General features: G+C 68.5%; 13 protein-coding genes. 11 read left to right on the top strand and 2 right to left on the bottom strand.

Annotated elements, in window-relative coordinates:
* Positions 1-27 precede the first annotated feature (27 nt).
* Positions 28-1,728, bottom strand: coding sequence for a single-stranded-DNA-specific exonuclease RecJ (recJ, locus tag JANGC3_RS0107220; RefSeq protein WP_017875814.1), 1,701 nt, complete (start codon positions 1,726-1,728; stop codon positions 28-30).
* Positions 1,725-2,771: a hypothetical protein gene (locus JANGC3_RS0107215; protein WP_026132674.1), complete on the bottom strand. Its 1,047-nt coding sequence runs from the start codon at positions 2,769-2,771 to the stop codon at positions 1,725-1,727. Before JANGC3_RS0107215 ends, recJ begins: the two co-directional genes overlap by 4 nt.
* A 341-nt stretch (positions 2,772-3,112) precedes the next feature.
* Between JANGC3_RS0107215 and JANGC3_RS28630 the strand changes: the two genes are divergently transcribed.
* The 11 genes from JANGC3_RS28630 (at position 3,113) to JANGC3_RS28625 (ending at position 19,814) form a co-directional block, all read left to right on the top strand.
* The gene (locus JANGC3_RS28630; RefSeq protein WP_051068243.1) at positions 3,113-7,996 is read left to right on the top strand and encodes an SdrD B-like domain-containing protein; all 4,884 of its coding nucleotides are present in this window, start codon (positions 3,113-3,115) and stop codon (positions 7,994-7,996) included.
* A gap of 103 nt (positions 7,997-8,099) precedes the next feature.
* Positions 8,100-8,759, top strand: a complete 660-nt coding sequence (locus tag JANGC3_RS33170) for a PEP-CTERM sorting domain-containing protein (protein WP_198292003.1) — start codon at positions 8,100-8,102, stop codon at positions 8,757-8,759.
* A 232-nt stretch (positions 8,760-8,991) separates the two neighbouring features.
* Entirely contained in the window at positions 8,992-11,145 is a 2,154-nt protein-coding gene (locus JANGC3_RS0107200) for a type I secretion system permease/ATPase (RefSeq protein WP_017875811.1), read from the top strand.
* Positions 11,142-12,458, top strand: coding sequence for an HlyD family type I secretion periplasmic adaptor subunit (locus tag JANGC3_RS0107195; RefSeq protein WP_017875810.1), 1,317 nt, complete (start codon positions 11,142-11,144; stop codon positions 12,456-12,458). Before JANGC3_RS0107200 ends, JANGC3_RS0107195 begins: the two co-directional genes overlap by 4 nt.
* On the top strand, positions 12,458-13,786 hold the full coding sequence (locus JANGC3_RS0107190) for a TolC family protein (protein ID WP_017875809.1): 1,329 nt from the start codon (positions 12,458-12,460) through the stop codon (positions 13,784-13,786). Before JANGC3_RS0107195 ends, JANGC3_RS0107190 begins: the two co-directional genes overlap by 1 nt.
* 75 nt (positions 13,787-13,861) lie before the next feature.
* Positions 13,862-14,791: a DUF4351 domain-containing protein gene (locus JANGC3_RS0107185; RefSeq protein ID WP_017875808.1), complete on the top strand. Its 930-nt coding sequence runs from the start codon at positions 13,862-13,864 to the stop codon at positions 14,789-14,791.
* A gap of 128 nt (positions 14,792-14,919) precedes the next feature.
* On the top strand, positions 14,920-16,185 hold the full coding sequence (locus JANGC3_RS0107180) for a lipoprotein-releasing ABC transporter permease subunit (RefSeq protein WP_017875807.1): 1,266 nt from the start codon (positions 14,920-14,922) through the stop codon (positions 16,183-16,185).
* 114 nt (positions 16,186-16,299) lie between these two features.
* Positions 16,300-17,565, top strand: coding sequence for a lipoprotein-releasing ABC transporter permease subunit (locus JANGC3_RS0107175; protein WP_017875806.1), 1,266 nt, complete (start codon positions 16,300-16,302; stop codon positions 17,563-17,565).
* Complete coding sequence (lolD, locus tag JANGC3_RS0107170) at positions 17,558-18,268, top strand: lipoprotein-releasing ABC transporter ATP-binding protein LolD (RefSeq protein WP_017875805.1); 711 nt, start codon at positions 17,558-17,560, stop codon at positions 18,266-18,268. Before JANGC3_RS0107175 ends, lolD begins: the two co-directional genes overlap by 8 nt.
* A gap of 2 nt (positions 18,269-18,270) precedes the next feature.
* Positions 18,271-19,077 carry a TatD family hydrolase gene (locus JANGC3_RS0107165; RefSeq protein WP_017875804.1) on the top strand — a complete coding sequence of 269 codons (807 nt, stop codon included), beginning with the start codon at positions 18,271-18,273 and terminating at the stop codon, positions 19,075-19,077.
* On the top strand, positions 19,074-19,814 hold the full coding sequence (locus JANGC3_RS28625) for a PQQ-dependent sugar dehydrogenase (RefSeq protein ID WP_017875803.1): 741 nt from the start codon (positions 19,074-19,076) through the stop codon (positions 19,812-19,814). The genes JANGC3_RS0107165 and JANGC3_RS28625 overlap by 4 nt, the downstream gene beginning before the upstream one ends.
* The last annotated feature ends 72 nt before the right edge of the window (positions 19,815-19,886 follow it).

Here is a 19,886-nt window from a genome sequence, read left to right as displayed (position 1 = left end):
GCGGGCGCGCGCCCGCGCCCGCGCCGCCTACGCCGCTTCGGCGTGCTCGACCAGTAATTGCACTTTGGTGACGCCGTTGTATTCGTTGGCGTCGAGGCGGAAGGCGACCCGCGCCCGCTCGCCGACCGCGTCGGTGTGGCCGAACCAGATGGCGTCGAAGCGCGCGCCGTTCTTTTCCAGCAGCAGCTTCAGGTGGCGCTCTTTGAGGATGCGCTGGCTGACCACGCGGAACTCGTCGCAGAACACCGGCGGCGCGAAGCCCTGGCCCCACACCTGGCCGTCCATCAACTCGATGAACTGGGTGGTGTAGTAGGCGTCCTCCAGCGGGCCGTCGGTTTCGATGACGCGTTCGAGCTGCTGCTTGCTCAGCCAGGCTTGGCCGACCGCCTCGAAAGCCGCCGAGAACGCGTCGAAGGCGTCGGCGCGGATGGTCAGGCCGGCCGCCATCGCGTGGCCGCCGAACTTGTCGATCAGGCTGGGCGCGCGCTTTGACACCAGGTCGAGCGCGTCGCGCAGGTGGAAGCCGGGAATCGAGCGCCCGGAGCCCTTGATCCAGCCGTCCGCGCCGGGCGCGAAGGTGATGGTCGGGCGGAAGAACTTTTCCTTCAGACGCGAGGCGACGATACCGATCACGCCCTGGTGCCAGCCGGCGTCGAACACGCTGATGGTGCTGCTGTTGGCCGGCTCGAACTCGTCGAGGTGCAGCAGCGCGGTGTCCTGCATCTCGGCCTCGATCTCGCGCCGTTTCAGGTTGATGTCGTTGAGCTGCTGGGCCAGCGCCCAGGCCCGCCCCTCGTCGTCGGTGATCAGGCATTCGATCCCCAGCGACATGTCCTGCAGGCGCCCGGCGGCGTTCAGGCGCGGCCCCAGCGCGAAGCCGAGGTCGAACGGGCTGGCGCTGCGCGCCTCGCGCCCGGCCACGCGGAACAGCGCCGCCACGCCGGCGTGCATGCGGCCGGCGCGCATGCGCTTCAGGCCCTGCGCCACCAAAATCCGGTTGTTCGAATCGAGCCGCACCACGTCGGCCACCGTGCCCAGCGCCACCAGGTCGAGCAGGTGGTCGAGCTTGGGCTGGCTCTGGGCGTCGAACACGCCGCGCCGGCGCAGCTCCGCGCGCAGCGCCAGCAGCACGTAAAACACCACGCCGACGCCGGCCAGGTGCTTGCTGGGGAAGCCGCACTCGGGCTGGTTCGGGTTGACGATCACGCGCGCCGCCGGCAGGGTGTCGCCGGGCAGATGGTGGTCGGTGACGACCACTTCGATGCCGCGGCGGTTGGCCTCGGCCACGCCGTCGACGCTGGCGATGCCGTTGTCGACGGTGATGATGATGTCGGGCGCCTTTTCGCGCGCGGTCAGCTCGACGATCTCCGGCGTCAGGCCGTAGCCGTACTCGAAGCGGTTCGGCACGATGAAGTCGACGTGCGCGCCCATCGCGCGCAGGCCGCGCAGCGCCGTGGCGCAGGCGGTGGCGCCGTCGCAGTCGTAGTCGGCGACGATGACCATGCGCTTGCCGGCGCCGATGGCGTCGGCCAGGAACACGGCGGCGGCGCCGATGTGCAGCAGGCCGGCCGGCGGCATCAAGGCGGCCAGTTCGCTCGACAGTTCGCTGGCCTGGGTCAGGCCGCGCGCCGCGTACAGGCGCGCCAGCACCGGGTGGATGCCGCCCTGGCGCAACATTTCGGATTCCCGGTAGGGGCAGGGGCGGGTGGCGATGCGGGTCAGTGTCATGTGGAGAGCTTGTTCAAGGTGATTTTGCGCCAGAATTTGCGCTGGGCCTGTTTGCTGCCGCTAAATTCGGCATAGGCGTCGCGGTTGCTCAGCATCAGCGTCAACTGGCCGAGGCTGCCGTTTTTCAGCGCCGCCAGCAGCGGCGCGAACCATTCCTGTTCCAGGCGCTGCATCTGCAGCAGCCAGTGGGACCAGTCGGCGCCCAGGCCGGCGCCGACCAGGCCGCCAAGCGCGACCAGGGTCCGCTCGTCGGCCCGTCCGAGCACGGCCGCCAGCTCGGCGGGGCGCCGCGGCGGCGCCGCCAGCGCCGCCAGCCAGGGCGGACAATCGGCGCTGAGCAAGAGCGGCGCCGGCGCCGCGGCCGGGGCCGCGTCGGCGCCGCCCCACAGCCAGAAGGAGTTCACCGGCGCCAGGCCGCGGGCTTGCCGCGCCACGTTCACCGGGTGCTCGTGCCACAGCATTTGCACTTCGTTTTGCAGTTTGCGCGAGGCGCGCGCCTGCTCGCCTTCGGGCATCCAAGCCGTCAGGTTCTGGCCGGTGGCCGCGTCCGGCGAGGCCGTGCGCAGGCCGCCCCAGTCGTCGGCGCGCACGAACCAGGTGTGCGCGTCGCCGTACAGGAGCGGCTTGCCGATCTCGTCGAAATAGGGGCGGGCGGCGTCGAACAGCGCGCGCGCGTCGGCCTCGTCCAGCGGCAGCTGGCGCTGGTCGCTCATCAGCAGGTGGTTGCGGGCGATTTGCACGTGCACCGGGTGCACCAGCAGCCAGTAGCCGGCGGCGGGCGCCTGGCCGAAGCCGCGCATGACCGCCGGCGCCAGCGGCACGCCGGCGGCCGGGCCGTCCGGCGCGCCCGCCAGGCCGAGCGCGTGCGCCAGCCAGGCTTCGTGCGGCAACACCCGGGTGCTGTTGTCGAAGGCGGTAAGCCGGTGTTCGTGGGTGCGCGACAGCAGGGCCGCCAGCGCCGGCGCCTGCATCGCCCTTTGCAAGTCGGCGGCCAGTTCGGCGGGGGGCAGGGCGAACGGTAAAGCGAGGGTAAGTTGTTTCATGCCGAGATTGTAGGGCATTGCGCCTGCCGAAGAGAAATTCGACGCCGTGGCAAAATTTCCACGCGAATAAGCCAATTATTGAAACAACATCTTGATAGTAAAAAAAATAACTACCGCAAAGAAATCTTCCGTATAATATGGATAACTTTGATGCATCGTAAGAAATGCCCATATTCTGGGATTTCTGCCTCGCGCGCCCTGTGTATCCCTTAACTCCGCGTACACAGCGTCTGCTTTACGTTCCCGTCATGGTATTCCCAAGTTTGTAGTACCCATTTCCATATTCGGCGGTTCGCGTCTGCGCGGGCCTATCCATCACTTTTTTTGTATTCGGAGTCCGCATGTCAACCATTAACCTTTCCAGTGTCATTCACGTCTGCGAAGACACCGAAAAGAACGTCGACATCCGCGATATCCTGGCCCAGGCCGGCTACACGGTCGCCGGCGCACTGAACATCAGCGCGATCACCGTGCTGCAGCCGGACGATGAAGAAGCCACCGGCAACATCCCGCTGTTCGGCCGCCTCGACAACGACACGCTGTACGTGCGTCCCGGCGCCTGGGCGGCCAACTACAACGGCAGTTTTGAAACCATCGAAGTGGTCGTCAACAACGGCGACGGCAATACCATTTCGTTGTTCCTGCAAGTGATCGTCGATCCGGTCAACGACGCCCCCGAAGGCGCCGACAAGTCGTTCGACCTGCTCAACGGCAACGCCGTGGTCTTGGGCGAAGCCGACTTCGGCTTCCACGACGTCGTCGAGAGCAACGGCTTCCAGTCGGTGCTGATCACCACCATGCCGGTCGCCGGCACCTTGCTGCTGAACGGCGCCGCCGTCGCCGCCGGCGCCGAAATCGGCATCGCCGACATCCGCGCCGGCCATTTGGTGTTTGTGCCGTCGCCGGACCGGGCCGGCAGCTTCGCGCTGGGCTTCCAGGTGCGCGACGACGGCGGCACCGTCGGCTGCAACGCCAGCGACCTGAGCGCCACCCCCAACCACCTGGTTTTCAACGTGCCGATGGCGCACCTGGGCGACTTCGTCTGGAACGACGCCAACGCCAATGGCGTGCAGGACGCCGGCGAAGCCGGTATTGCCGGCGTGGTCGTGCAATTGAAGGATGCCGGCGGTAACGTTGTCGGCAGCACCACCACCGACGCCGCCGGCGCCTACCATTTCGACGTCAATCCGGGTACCTACTCGGTGGCGATCGTGACGCCGGCCGGCTACGCCATCAGTGCCCAGGGCCAGGGCGGCGACGCCGCCACCGATAGCGACGTCGACGCCGGCGGCAACAGCGCGCAGGTGACGCTGGCGCCCGGCGAAACCAACCCGCGCCTCGACGCCGGCCTGTATCAAACCGCCGAACTGGGCGACCGCGTCTGGCTCGACCTGAACAAGAACGGCGTGCAGGACGCCGGCGAAGCCGGTGTCGCCGGCGTCAAGGTGACGCTGCTCGACGCCCACGGCGTGGCCGTTGGCAGCCCCTTGCGCACCGACGCCAACGGCAACTACCTGTTTACCAACCTGGCGCCGGGCAGTTATAGCGTGCAGTTCGACAAGGCCAGCCTGCCGGCCGGCTACGTCTTCACCGGCCGCGACGCCGGCGCCAACGACGCCGCCGACTCCGACGCCAGCGTCGTCGACGGCGGCACCGCGCAAGTGGTGTTGCTGGCCGGCGAGAGCAACCATAGCCTGGACGCCGGCATCGTCGCCACCCCCGCCACGCTGGGCGACCGGGTGTGGGAAGACAAGAACGCCAACGGCGTGCAGGACGCGGGCGAAGCCGGCATCGGCGGCGTCACCGTGCAATTGAAGGACGCCGCCGGCGCCGTGGTCGGCAGCACCGTCACCGACGCCAACGGCAACTACGGCTTCAGCGTCGATCCGGGCACCTACTCGGTGGCCGTGCTGGCGCCGGCCGGTTATGTCACCACCGCCCTGAACGCCGGCGGCAACGCCGCCGCCGACAGCGATATCGACGCCAGCGGCAACAGCGCCCAGGTAACGCTGGCCGCCGGCCAGAACCATCCCGACCTGGACGCCGGCCTGTATAAAACGGCCGAACTGGGCGACCGCGTCTGGCTCGACCTGAACAAGAACGGCGTGCAGGACGCCGGCGAAGCCGGCGTGGCCGGCGTCAAGGTGACGCTGCTCGACGCCCATGGCGTGGCCGTCGGCAGCCCGTTGACCACCGACGCCAACGGCAACTACCTGTTCACCAACCTGGCGCCGGGCAGCTATAGCGTGCAATTCGACAAGGCCAGCCTGCCGGCCGGCTACGTTATCACCGGCCGCGACGTCGGCGCCGACGACGGCGCCGACTCCGACGCCAGCGTCGTCGACGGCGGCACCGCGCAAGTGGTGTTGCTGGCCGGCGAGAGCAACCATAGCCTGGACGCCGGCATCGTCGCCACCCCCGCCACGCTGGGCGACCGGGTGTGGGAAGACAAGAACGCCAACGGCGTGCAGGACGCGGGCGAAGCCGGCATCGGCGGCGTCACCGTGCAATTGAAGGACGCCGCCGGCGCCGTGGTCGGCAGCACCGTCACCGACGCCAACGGCAACTACGGCTTCAGCGTCGATCCTGGCACCTATTCGGTGGCCGTGCTGGCGCCGGCCGGTTATGTCACCACCGCCCTGAACGCCGGCGGCAACGCCGCCGCCGACAGCGATATCGACGCCAGCGGCAACAGCGCCCAGGTAACGCTGGCCGCCGGCCAGAACCATCCCGACCTGGACGCCGGCCTGTATAAAACGGCCGAGCTGGGCGACCGCGTCTGGCTCGACCTGAACAAGAACGGCGTGCAGGACGCCGGCGAGGCCGGCGTGGCCGGCGTCAAGGTGACGCTGCTCGACGCCTATGGCGTGGCCGTCGGCAGCCCGTTGACCACCGACGCCAACGGCAACTACCTGTTTACCAACCTGGTGCCGGGCAGCTATAGCGTGCAATTCGACAAGGCCAGCCTGCCGGCCGGCTACGTCATCACCGGCCGCGACGTCGGCGCCGACGACGGCGCCGACTCCGACGCCAACCAGGCCGACGGCCGCACCGCCCAGACGGTGCTCGAATCGGGCGAAAGCGAGCGCAGCTTGGACATGGGCGTGCAGGCGCCCGACGCCCACATCGGCGACCGCGTCTGGCTCGACGCCAACGCCAACGGCGTGCAGGACGCCGGCGAGGCCGGTATTGCCGGCGTCACCGTGCAACTGAAAAACGCGCTCGGCGGCGTGGTCGGCAGCACCACCACCGACGCCACCGGCAATTACCACTTCGACGTCGCGGCGGGCACCTATTCGGTGGCCGTCAAAGCGCCGTCGGGCTACTTCACGTCGCCGCGCGACGCCGGCGCCAACGACGCCGCCGACAGCGATATCGACGGCGCCGGCAACACCGCGCAGTTCGCCGTCGCCGCCGGCGAGACCAACAACACGCTCGACGCCGGCCTGTATCAAAAAGCGCAGATCGGCGACCGGGTCTGGGGCGACTGCAACGGCAACGGCGTGCAGGACACCGGCGAGTCCGGCGTCGCTTGCGTCACCGTCAACCTGCTCAACAGCGCCGGCGCGGTCGTCGCCAGCGCCACCACCGATAGCTATGGCAAGTATCTGTTCACCAACCTGACCCCGGGCGTCTACTCGGTGGCCTTCGTGGCCCCGGCCGGCTACAAGTTCACGGCGCAGGACGTCGGCTCGGACAGCGCCGACTCGGACGCCAACGCGCTGGGCAAAACCATCCAGACCGAACTGAGCTCGGGTGAAATCGACCGTAGTTGGGACGCCGGCCTGGTCAGGCAAACCGCCAGCATCGGCGACAAGGTGTGGGAAGACAAGAACTTCAACGGCGTGCAGGACGCCGGCGAGAGCGGCATCGGCGGCGTCACCGTCAAGCTGCTCAACGCCTACAACCAGGTGCTGGGCACGACCACCACGAACGCCAGCGGCAACTACCTGTTTAGCGGCTTGAACGCGGGCGACTACAAGGTCGAAGTGGTCAAGCCGTCCGGCTACTACTACACCAGGGGCAACGTCGGTTCCGACGCCATCGACTCCGACGTCGATACCAGCAGCGGCCGCAGCGCGCTGACCAACCTCGGCTACGGCGAAAACGACATGAGCTGGGACGCCGGCCTGTACCGCAAGGCCAGCATCGGCGACAAGGTCTGGCGCGACCGCGACCATGACGGCGTGCAGGACAGCAACGAAGAGGGCATCGCCTGCATCAAGGTTATGCTGTACAACAACGCCAACCAGTTGCTGGCAACGACCTACACGAATAGCAACGGAAACTACAATTTCGGCAACCTGGACCCGGGTTCGTTCTACCTGAAATTCGACAAGTCCGGCGTCAAGTTCGCCGGCTACGACATGGAAACCTGGAAGTGGGGCGTGAAAAACGTCGGCTCCAACGACCAGATCGATTCGGACGTGAACGGCGACGGCGTCTCCAAGGCCAACGTCACCTACACCGATAGGACCTTCCTGGAGTCGGGCGAGAACGACATGAGCTGGGACGCGAGCATCACGCCGATCGTCATCGATCTGGGCGGCGACGGCATCCAAACCATCGCCCGCGCCGACTTCCACGGCAGCTTCGACCTGCTGGGCGACGGCCAGGCGATCCAGTCCGGCTGGGTCTCGGGCAACGACGGCTTCCTGGCGGTCGACGCCAACGGCAACGGCAGCATCGACGGCATCGGCGAATTGTTCGGCGGCGCCAGCAAGGGTTCGGGCTTCGCCAAGCTGGCCAGCTTCGACTCCAACAGCGACGGCGTGGTCGACGTCAACGACGACAAGTTCGCCGAACTGCGCATCTGGCGCGACGCCAACAGCAACGGCCACACCGACGCCGGCGAATTGTTGTCGCTGCACGACGCCGGCGTCAGCAGCCTGACGGTCAGCTTCACCGAATTGCCGTTCCTGGACGCCAACAACAACTTGCATCTGGAGCGCAGCAGCGCGACGCTGGCCAGCGGCAAGTCGGTCGACATGACGGACGTGTATTTCAACGTCGACGCCAAGGACGCGGCCAAGGCCGGCGTGGCCTTGCCGAACATGGCCGACCTGCTGCGCGACGACAACGCGCTCGACCAGGTGGTCGGCCAGGGCGTGGCGCCGGCGCCGGCGCCGCTGGCCGCGCCGGCCGACGCCTGTGTCCAGTGCGACGTCGCCGAGACCTTGCGCCGGGTGCTGGCACATGCCGCGGCGCCGGAAATGGCAGCGTAAAGAAGTTTGCGTTTGCAGTGCGGGTACGGCGCCGCGCCAGTGCGGCCGGCGCCGGAACCGTGGCAGTATTTTTCACTATAACTATTTAAAGAAGACAATCATCATGAAAACAGCAATGACCGCTATCCTGCGCGCCGGCGTCGCCGCCGCCGTCCTGACCCTGGCCAGCGCCGGCGCCAGCGCCGCCGGCAGCAACCTGACCGCCACCTTGCACGGCGCCGGCATGTTCACCGCCAGCGGCGGCGCCTTCGGTCCGGGCAACTCGGTCACCCCGGGCGTGTGGGAAGCCACCTACGACAGCAACACCTTCCTGGCGTTCTGCCTGCAGCCAACCGTGGCGCTGAACGCTTCGAACAACCACTACGGCTCGGCCGCGTTCGCCGCGTCCGATTCGATCAAGCGCCTGTACGAGGGTTACTACACCAGCTCGGTGGCAAACTTGGCAACCAGCTACGCGGCGGCCCAGGCGTTCCAGTTGGCGCTGTGGGAATTGAACAACGACAATGGCAACCTGCTGGGCGGCGCCTTGAAGTTCAAGAACTTGAACAACGCCATCGTGCTCAACGCCAACACCATGTTGGGCACCGCCCTCGGTTCGGGCGCGATCCACAACACCTTCAACTACACCAGCCTGAGCAGCGCCGGCGTCGGCAGCGTCTCGCAAAACCTGCTGAGCGTGTCGGCCGTGCCTGAGGCACAAACCTGGGCCATGTTGGTGGCCGGCCTGGGCCTGCTGGGCTTCATGCGTCGCCGCCAGGCTTAATCGTCGCACAGGGGCGCGGCCGGTTCCCGGCGCGCGCCCCGCCGGCCGCGGCCGCCGCGCCTTGCGCCGCGGCCGTTGCCATTTCTCCCTGGCACGTCCGTGCCGCCCGCGTCGCGCGCCGATTTTTGCCGCCGCGACCCATATTACTGTGGCACAATATTAATCCCCGTTCCTTGTCGGCCGGGGATGCGCGCCGTCGCCTTTACCGTATTCGTCTTCACCTGGAACCGCCATGATGCCATCCCCCCAGCCGGCCAGCGCCGCCGGCGCCGTCGCCGTGTGCGAAGCCGTGGTGTTCCTGTCGCGCTTTTTCGGCGCCGCCGTCCAGCACGAGCGCCTGCGCGCCAGCCTGGCGGCGTTCGACGCCGCCGGCGCCGACGGCGCGCTCGACGAGGCGCTGGCGCACGCCGGCCTGGTCGGCACCGCGCTGGCGACCGGCGCCGCGCGCCGTCCGACCGAGATGCCGGCGCTGCTGCTCAACGACGCCGGCCAGGCGCTGGTGGTGCTGGCCATCGACGCCGGCAAATACCAGTGCCACGTCCCCGGCATCGACGGCAGTTGCTGGCTCGACGCGGCGGCGCTGGCCGGCGAGGTGCCGGCCGGGCGCTGGGTGGCGGTGCGCCCGCTGATGTATTTCGACCAGCGCAGCCTGCTCTACAGTCTGCCCGTCAACGGCCGCTGGTTCTGGGACGTCTTCAACCGCAACCGCTGGGTCTTCCGCTGGGCCTTGCTGGGCACCCTGGTGCTCAACGTGATCGGCGCGCTGGTGCCGTTTTACGCGATGGCCGTGTACGACCGCGTCATCCCCAACAACGCCACGGCCAGCCTGGCGGTCCTGACGGTGGCGGCCGTCGCGCTGACCGGCTTCGAGCTGGCCATGCGCCTGCTGCGCGGCGAACTGGTGGAGACGGCCTCGCGGCGCATCGACGTGGCGCTGTCGGCGAGCATTTTCGCCCAGTGCCTGCGCCTGCGCGCGGCCAGCCGGCCGGCCTCCGGCGGGGCGCTCGCCAACACCGTGCGCGACTTCGAGTCGGTGCGCGAATTTTTCGCCTCCAGCACCCTGACCGCGCTCGGCGACGTGCCCTTCCTGCTGCTGTTCCTGGGCGTCATCGCGCTGGTCGGCGGCTGGCTGGCGCTGGTGCCGCTGGCGGCGATCCCAATTTTGCTGCTGGTGGCGCTGGCGGCCAAGCGCCCGCTGGCGCGGCACGTGGCGGCCTCGATGCAGGAGAGCGGCCAGCGCACCGCCCACCTGTTTGAAAGCATGAACGGGCTCGACACCATCAAGGCGCTCGGCGCCGAAGCCTGGAGCCGGCGCAAGTGGGAGGGCCTGACCGTGGCCATCGCCGCCAACAGCGTCGAGACGCGCGAGATCGTCAGCCGCGTCAACTACATCAACACCGCCGTGCTGGCGCTGGCCGGCACCGCCGTGGTGGCGGTCGGCGCGCTGCTGATGGGCGAGAAGCTGCTGACGCTGGGCCAGGTGATCGCCGTCAGCATGCTGACCGGGCGGGCGCTGGCGCCGGTCAGCCAGATCGCCGGCCTGATCATGCGCTGGGAGCAGACCAAGCTGTCGTACGAGGCGCTCAACAAGATCATGCAGGCGCCCACCGACGACGACGGCGCCAGCCTGCAGGCGCCGCCGCTGAGCGGGCGCATCGAATTTCGCGACGTCGGCTTCGCCTATCCGCAATCGGCGCCGCTGCTGGAGAAGTTGAATTTGACGATAGCCCCGGGCCAGCGCGTCGGCGTCATCGGCAAACTCGGTTCGGGCAAGAGCACCTTGCTGCGCCTGTTGCTGAACCAGTACGGCCCGAGCAGCGGCGGCGTGCTGTTCGACGACCTCGCCAGCACCCAGCTTGATCCGCTCAGCCTGCGCCGGCAGATCGGCTACGTGCCGCAAGACGTTACGCTGTTCCACGGCACGCTGCGCGAAAACATCGAACTGGGACGCAGCCAGGCCGACGACGCCGGCCTGCTCGAGGCGATCCGCCTGGCCTGCCTGGACGACATCGTCAGCCAGCTGCCGCAGGGCGTCGCCACCGAGGTCGGCGAGCGCGGCGAGCGTCTCTCCGGCGGCCAGCGCCAGGCCGTCGCGATGGCGCGCGCGCTGTTGGCCAAGCCGCCCATCCTGCTGCTGGACGAACCGAGCAGCATGTTCGACCCGGCCACCGAGCAGCGCCTGATCGGGCGCCTGCGCAGCCTGCGCGACACCACCATCGTGCTGGTGACGCACCGCATGGCGATGCTGGCGCTGGTCGACCGCCTGATCGTCTTCGACCGCGGCCGCATCGTCGCCGACGGCCCGCGCGACGAGATCCTGCGCGTGCTGGCGGCCCAGCCGGGCGCCGCGGCGGCGCCCGCCATCAGCCCGGAGGTATCCGCATGAGCAAGCCGAACCAGGCGCGCCCGCTGCCTGCCAGCCACCCGGACCCGGAGCGCGAACCGAAGCGCATCATCGTCAACATGATCGCGCTGGTCGCGCTCATCATCGTGCTGGCCCTGGCCTGGGCCACCTTCGCCGAACTCGACGTCGCCGTCAACGGCCGCGGCAGCATTACGCCGCCGAGCCGCCTGCAGGAGGTGCAGAGCCTGGAGGGCGGCATCGTGCGCGAGATGCTGGCGCGCCCCGGCCAATCGGTACGCCGCGGCCAGCTGCTGGTGCGCCTGGACACGGCGCAGTACGACGCCAACCTGGGCGCGAGCCGGCAGAACCGCTTGGCGGCGCTGGCCGGGCGGGCCCGCCTGGACGCGCTGCTGGCCGGCGTCGCGCCGCGGTTCGACGAGGCCTGGCGGCGCGAGGCGCCCGAGCTGATCGACAAGGAAACCCAGTTGTGGCGCGACGGCCAACGCGAACACGCGGCGGCCGGCGCGGCCGGGCGCGAGGGCGTGTTGCGCCGGCGCGGCGAACTGGCCGAGGCGCAGGGCCGCATCGCCCAGCTCGAAGCCGGCGTCAAGCTGGGCGCCGACAGCCTGTCGATCGAGGAGCGCCTGTATAAAGAGGGCGCCGGCTCGCGCGGCGACTACCTGAGCGCGCAGCAGCGGCTGCTGCAGCAGCGCACCGAACTGGAGGCGCTGCGCAACTCGCTGGCGCGCCTGAACGCCACCCTGGCCGAAGCGCAGGCCACCGCCAGCGAGGCCGACGCGCGCATGCGCGCGCAGTGGGGCGCCCAGCGCAGCGAATACGAAACCAAGGCCGGCGCGCTGGCCAGCACCGTCAAGGGCCAGCAGGACCAGGTCACGCGGCGCGATATCAGCGCGCCGGTGGACGGCGTGGTCAACCGCGTGCTGGTGCCCGGTGTCGGCGGCGTGGCGCCGCCCGGCAAGGCGATCCTGGAAATCGTGCCGGCCGACAGCGAAGTGGTCATTTCGGTGCGCGTCAAACCGGCCGATATCGGCTTCATCCACGTCGGCCAGAGCGCCTCGGCCAGCGTGCTGGCGTACGACGCGACCACCTACGGCCGCCTGAAGGCGCAGGTAACGCGGGTCGGCGCCGACGCCATTCCGGACGAGCGCAACGAGCCGTACTTCGAAGTCCAGCTGAGCACCGACCGCAGCCAGCTGACGGCGCACGGCCGGGTGCTGCCGATCACGCCCGGCATGCCGGTCGACGTCGGCATCCTGACCGGCAAGCGCTCGGTCATGCAATACGTGTTCAAACCGGTGCTGCGCGGCTTGCAATCGTCGCTGCAGGAGCGCTGATGCGGCGCGCCCTGCATACCTCAGCCGCCGTGGCGCTGGCGCTGGCCCTGGCCGGCGGCGCCTGCCTGGCCGGCGCCGACAGCGGCGCCGCCGCCTACGCCGGCCCGGCCGACACCACGCCTATGCCATCCGCGCAGCCGGCGCGCGGCTTGCCGGCCCTGCTGGCGCGCGCCTTGGGGCGCGACCCGCAGGTGCGCGCCGCCCATGCCGCGCTGGCCGGCGCGCAGGCGCGCTACCGGCAGGCCCGTTCGCGGCTGCTGCCGAACGCCGGCATCCAGGCCAGCCGCGGCCGCAGCAACGACCTCGACGGCGCGATGGACGTCGAGCGGCGTACCCAGCAAGTCGAAGCGAGCCTGCGCTGGAACGTCTACAACGGCGGCGCCGACCGCGCCGAAATGGCCGCCGCCGGGCACGAGGTGGCAGCCGCCGAGGCGGAGCTGCGGCGCGCCCGTGAAGAGGGCGCCGAACGCCTGGCCGAGGCGTATTTCGACGTGCAACGGCTGGACCGCACGCTGCTGCGTTCGGCGGCGCGGCTGGTCGAGGTGGCGCAACTGGTGGCCCAGGTTGGCCGCCAGACCGAGCTGGGCAAGGCTTCCGAGTTGGACGCGCAACTGGCGCAAAGCTCGCAGTTGGACGCCGAACTGACCCAGGACGGCTTGCTGAGCGACCGCCTGACGGCGCAGATCAAGTTGGCCGCGCTGGCGTCCGAAGCGGTCGGCGAGTTCATCGATTTCGACTTCGGCGCGCCGGCGCCGGCCGGCGACACCGCCGGCCACGCGCCGCTGCTGGCGGCGCGCGAGCGCGCCGCCGCCGCCCGCCTGCGGGTGCGCAACCTGGCCGCGACGCTGGCGCCCAAGGTCGACCTGGACTTGCGCCGGTTGGTCAACAACCACACCACGCCGCCGCCGTCGACGATCCAGCGGCGCGGCTGGTCGATCGGCGTCAGCTGGGACTTCCCGCTGGGCGGCGAGGGCCTGGCGCGGCGCGACGAGGGCGTCAGCCGGGCCGAGGCGGCCGACGCCGACCTCGCGCGCGCCGAGCAGGCCGCCGGCGCCGACCTGGCCGGGCTGGGGCCGCGCATCGCCAACGCCGAGCGTTCGCTGGCCTTGCTGGCCGAGCAGGAGAAGAAGATGGCGCTGCTGGTGCGCGGCGGGGCGATCCAGTTCGAGGCCGGGCGGCGCAACCTGCAACAGATCATCCAGACCCGCGACAGCTATTTCGTCGTGCAGCAGCGCCGCATCGACCAGTCGCACCGGCTGATCCTGGCGCGGATGCGGCAACTGGCCCTGTCCGGCCGCCTGCTGCCGGCCTTCGGCCTGGCGCCGTAACGCCACGCCGGCGCCGGCCGGCGCGACCTTTGATTCAAACGGCAATGCGTCGCCGCCGCGCCGCTACACTGGGCCATGGCCACGCCACACGACGATTACGACACGCCCTGGAAGGATGCCGTCACGCGCTATTTCTCGGCGTTTATGGCTTTCTATTTCCCGTCCGCGCACGCGCAGATCGACTGGTCGCGCGAGCCGGAATTCCTGGAGCAGGAACTGGCGCAGGTAGCGCGCGACGCCGAGCTGGGCAAGCGCCTGGCCGACAAACTGGTCAAGGTCACCTTGCACGGCGGCGCCGAGCGCTGGGTGCTGGTACATCTGGAAGTGCAGGGGCGGCGCGAGGGTCGCTTCGCCGAGCGCATGTTCGCCTGCAACTACCGCATCTACGACCACTACCGGCGGCCCGTCTCCAGCCTGGCACTGCTGGCCGACGGCAGCGCGTCTTGGAAGCCGGACACCTTCGGCTATCGCCTGTTCGGCTGCGAGATGCGGTTCAGCTTTCCGGTGGTGAAACTGATCGATTACGCCGGCCAAATCGAGCAATTGTTGCAGGACGAAAACCCGTTCGCGCTGGTGACGGCGGCGCACCTGCTGACGCGCCAGACCAAGGGCGACATGGCGCGCCGGGCGGCGGCGAAGCGCCGTCTTTTTGCGCTGCTATTCCAGCGGAATTGGGACAAACAACGTATCATCGACTTCCTCAACGTCATAGACTGGATGATGCAATTGCCCGCCGAGTTGGACAATGAATTGTGGGCCGACATCCCTGCGATGGAAAGGAGCAATGCGATGCCTTACATGAGTTATTTTGAGCGTAAGTTCCGCGGCGAAGGCATGCGCAAGGGGCAGCAGAGCCTGCTTGCGATGCAACTGGAAGAACGTTTCGGCGCGCTGCCGGACGAAGCCCGGGAAAGGCTGGCCTCGGCCAGCGACACGCAACTGCTGGCCTGGGCCAAAGCCTTGTTGCGTGCGCAAAGCGTGGACGAGGTGTTTTCTTCCCGCTGAGCGGAAAACTGAGCGCTAACGAGCAGCGGATTCGGCGCGTTGCGCGCGGCGCGCGTCGAAGGGGGCCGCATCGCCTGTTGATTCTATGGCACACTGCGCACTTGAACGTCTTTTGATCGTCCCAGCGCATGAGCATTTTCCAGAAATTACCGTTTGAATGGCAGGTCGGCCTGCGTTATACCCGCGCCGGAAAACGCAGCGGGCGCAACAGCTTCATCTCCTTTATCTCGCTGATCTCGGTTGCCGGCATCGGCCTCGGCGTGGCCGCGTTGATCGTCGTGTTGTCGGTAATGAACGGCTTCCAGAAGGAGGTCACCGACCGCTTGATGTCGGTGCTGGCGCATGTCGAGGTGTTTGACATCCGCGGCGCCATGCCGGACTGGCGCGAGCAGGCCCAGGCCGCTTTCAAAAACCCGCAGGTGCGCGCCGCCGCGCCCTTCGTCGAAACCCAGGGCATGTTGCTGCGCGACGAGGCCATGCGTCCCGTCATCGTGCGCGGCGTGCTGCCGCAAGAGGAACGCAAGGTCTCCAACGTCGCCGCCCAGGTCAAGCGAGGCGACTTCAACGACCTGCGAGCCGGTTCCTTCAAGATCGTCCTCGGCGTCGAACTGGCGCGCGCGCTGGGCGCCGAGATGGGCCAGAACGTCACGCTGATGCTCGAACGCGAGCCGGTCGGCAAGGCCGGCGTGCTGCCGCGCATGCGCGCCTTCACCGTTGCCGGCATCTTCGACGCCGGCCACAACGAACTCGACTCCGGACTGGCTTTCATCCATATCGACGACGCCCAGGGCCTGCAGAACCTGGCCGGCCCGTCCGGGCTGCGCCTGCGCCTGGCCGACATGGACCGCGCGCCGCAGGTGGTGCGCGAGCTGAAGGCGTCGATGAGCGGCGAGCTGTGGATGCGCGACTGGTCCAAGGTCAGCGCCAGCTGGTACGCGCTGGTGCAGAGCCAGAAGAACATGATGTTCATCATCCTCAGCATGATTATCGCGGTGGCCGCCTTCAACCTGGTCTCGACGCTGGTGATGACGGTGACCGACAAGCAGGCCGACATCGCCATCCTGCGTACGCTGGGCGCCTCGCCGGCGTCGATCATGAAGATCTTCATGATCCAGGGCGCGGTGGTGGGCCTGCTCGGCGCCGCCCTCGGCGTGCTCAGCGGCGCCGTGCTGGCGTTGAATATCGGCGTCATCGTGCCGGTGATCGAGCGCCTGTTCGGCATGCATTTCCTGTCCAAGGAAATCTACAAGATCAGCGCGGTGCCGTCCGACCTGCACTGGGCCGACGTTAGCACCATCGGCCTGATCGCCTTCGGGCTGGCGCTGCTGGCGACGCTGTACCCGAGCTGGTGGGCGGCGCGCGTCAAGCCTGCCGAGGCGCTGCGCTACGAATAGGCACAAGCCACGCCCGCGAGCAAGCCCGGCCGGAGCCTTGCGCGTGGTGTTTCAGCCCGACAAGCCATTTGTATGGCACACTGCGGGCTCAACAGTATTAGAACGCCGGAACTCATGAGTATTATCCAGAATTTGCCTTTCGAATGGCTGGTCGGCTTGCGCTACACGCGCGCCGGCAAGCGCAGTGGCCGCAACAGCTTCATCTCGTTTATCTCGCTCATCTCGATGGCCGGCATCGGCCTGGGCGTGGCCGCCCTGATCATCGTCCTGTCGGTGATGAACGGCTTCCAGAAGGAGGTCACCGACCGCATGCTGTCGGTGCTGGCGCACGTCGAGGTGTTCGACCCGCGCGGCGCCATGCCCGACTGGCAGGGCGCCGCGCGCGAGGCGTTCAAGAACCCGCAAGTGAAGGGCGCCGCGCCTTTCGTCGAAACCCAGGGCATGCTGCTGCGCGACGAGGCGCTGCGCCCGGCCATCATCCGCGGCGTGCTGCCGGAGGAGGAGCCGAAGGTCTCCGACGTGGCCGCGCAGGTCAAACAGGGCAGCTTCAACGCGCTCAAACCGGGCGCCTTCAACATCGTGCTCGGCGTCGAGCTGGCGCGCGCGCTGCGCGTGAACCTGGGCGAAAAAGTCACGCTGATGCTGGCCCAGGGCCAAGTCACCCCGGCCGGCGTGCTGCCGCGCATGCGCAGCTTCACCGTGACCGGCATCTTCGAGGCCGGCCACAACGAATTCGACTCCGGCCTGGCCTTCGTCCACATCGGCGACGCCGAGCGGCTGCTGCGCCTGGAAGGCCCGTCCGGCCTGCGCCTGCGCCTGGGCGACATGAACCGCGCGCCGCAGGTGGCGCTGGAGCTGAAGAAAAGCATGCCGGGCGAGCTGTGGATGCGCGACTGGTCGCAGCTCAACGCCAACTGGTTCGCCGCCGTGCAAACCGAAAAACGCATGATGTTCATCATCCTCACATTGATCATCGCGGTGGCCGCCTTCAACCTGGTCTCGACCCTGGTGATGACGGTGACCGACAAGCAGGCCGACATCGCCATCCTGCGCACGCTGGGCGCCGCGCCCGGCTCGATCATGAAGATCTTCATGATCCAGGGCGCGCTGGTGGGCATACTCGGCACCATGCTGGGCGTGGCCGGCGGCGTGCTGGTGGCCCTCAACGTCGACGTCATCGTCCCGTTTATCGAACATTTATTAGGAGTGCAGTTCTTGTCGAAGGATATCTACTTCATCAGCACCGTGCCGTCCGACCTGCGCTGGGCCGACGTCTCGAAAATCGGCGTGCTGGCCGTGGTCCTGGCCTTCCTGGCCACGATCTACCCAAGCTTGTGGGCCGCCCGCGTGAAACCTGCGGAGGCGCTGCGTTATGAATAACACCATTGACAACAACAACGGCGCGGCCGTGCTGTCGTGCCGCGGCCTGGGCAAAACCTTCGTCCAGGGCGACTACCAGGTCAAGGTTTTGGCCGGCATCGACATCGACGTCCACCGCGGCGAGCGGGTCGCCATCGTCGGCGCCTCGGGCTCGGGCAAATCGACCCTGCTGCACCTGCTGGGCGGGCTTGACACGCCGACCAGCGGCAGCGTCACCTTGCTCGGCAAGGACTTCGCCAGCCTCAACGAGAAAGCCCGCGGCGACCTGCGCAACGCCTCGCTCGGCTTCGTCTACCAGTTCCACCACCTGCTGCCGGAGTTCTCGGCGCTCGACAACGTCGCCATGCCGCTGATGATACGGCGCATGAAGCGCGTCGAGGCGCAGGGCCTGGCGCTGCAGATCCTGACCCGGGTCAACCTGGCCAAGCGCGTCATCCACACGCCGGGCGAATTGTCCGGCGGCGAACGCCAGCGCGTGGCCCTGGCGCGCGCGCTGGTGACGCAGCCGGCCTGCGTGCTGGCCGACGAGCCAACCGGCAACCTCGACCACGCCACCGCCGAGCAGATCTTCGACCTGATGCTGGAGCTGTCGCGCACCTTGGGCACCGCCTTCATCATCGTCACCCACGACATCGAGCTGGCCAAGCGCTGCGATCGCGTGCTGCGCCTGACCGACGAGGGACTGCAACCGTACTTGGACTAGCCATGTGGATCGACACGCACTGCCACCTGGACGCGCATGAATTTGGCAGCGAGTCGCAGCAGGTGGCCGCGCGCGCCGCCGCCCAGGGCGTGTCGATGATCGTGATACCGGCCGTCGAACGGGCCAACTTCGCCGTCGTGGCGCAGCTGGCCGCCGGCGTCGGCAACGCCAGCTACGCGCTCGGCATCCACCCGATCTACGTGCCGCAGGCCGACGAGGCCGACCTGCTGGCGCTGCGCGCAGCGGTCGAGGCGGCGCTGCACGAGCGCCGCTTCGTCGCCATCGGCGAGATCGGCCTGGACTTCTTTATTCCAACGCTGGCGGAGCCGGCCATGCGCGCCAAGCAAGAGCACTTCCTGCGCGAGCAGCTGAAAATCGCCCGCGACTTCGCGCTGCCGGTGCTGCTGCACGTGCGCCGCTCGCAGGACGTGGTGCTGAAACACGCGCGCCAGATCCGCCCGGCCGGTGGCATCGCCCACGCCTTCAACGGCAGCTTCCAGCAGGCGCGGGGCTACATCGACCTCGGCTTCAAGCTCGGCTTCGGCGGCGCCATGACGTTTACGCGCGCGCTGCAAATCCGCCGCATGGCCAGCGAACTGCCGCTGTCCTCCATCGTGCTGGAGACGGACGCGCCGGACATCTCGCCGAGCTGGCTGCATCCGGCCCGCAACAGCCCGGAACAACTGCCGCGCATCGGCCAGGTGTTGGCCGAGCTGCGCGGCGTCGACGTGGCCGCCATCGCCGCGGCGACCAGCGCCAACGCCCGCTCCGCGCTGCCGCGCATGGCGGCCAACGGAGCGGCGGCATGACGCGCCAGGGCCGCATCGGCGTGGCCGCCGCCTTGCTGTGCGCCGCGCCGGCGCACGCCGCGGTCCCCACAGCGGCCTCCGGCGCGCGCTGCGACGGTCTGCCGCGCCTGTCGGTGACGACGCCGGACGGCTTCTGCGTCGCCGTCCTCGCTACCGGTTTGGCCTTACCGAACGGTGACATCCTGGTGGCCGACATGGGCGGCTGGGAGCCGAACCAGGGCGGCGTCTGGCTACTCAAGCGCGGCGCGATCCAGGTCGCGATGCCGGCGCTGAAAAACGACAACGAGCTACCCCACGACGAACTGAAGTTGATCCAGCCCGGCCAATTCTACCGCTGGCCATACTGCTACGACGACAACCGGCCCAGCCCCGAATATCCGACGCTGGGCTGCAGCGCCTATCGCGCACCGGCGCGGCTGCTGCCGCCGCACGCCGCGCCGCTGGGCATGATGTTCTACACGGCCGGCGGCTTCCCGGCCTTGTACCGCAACAGCCTGATCGTCGGCTACCACGGCTACCGCCAGCACGGCCACCGGCTGGTGGCGCTGCTGCCCGACAAGGCCGGCGCGCCACTGGGCAAATCGGTCGAGTTGATCGGCGGCTGGACCCGCAAAGGCAAGCAGGGCATGGGCGCCCCGGTCGACGTCAAGCAGGGCCAGGACGGCCACGTCTACATCGCCGACGACCGCAACGGCATGGTTCTGCGGCTGCAATACGTCGGCGCCGCCGCGCGCTGATTTTCGTGGGTCGGGTTAGCGCACAGCGCGTAACCCGACTGGCGTCGGCGGCGGCCCGGCGTCGGATTACGC

The sequence above is a fragment of the Janthinobacterium sp. CG3 genome, from assembly GCF_000344615.1.
In the GTDB taxonomy this organism is placed as follows: domain Bacteria; phylum Pseudomonadota; class Gammaproteobacteria; order Burkholderiales; family Burkholderiaceae_D; genus Janthinobacterium.
The sequence above is the reverse complement of the archived record's forward strand: the minus strand, read 5'-3'. Positions and strand labels throughout refer to the sequence as shown.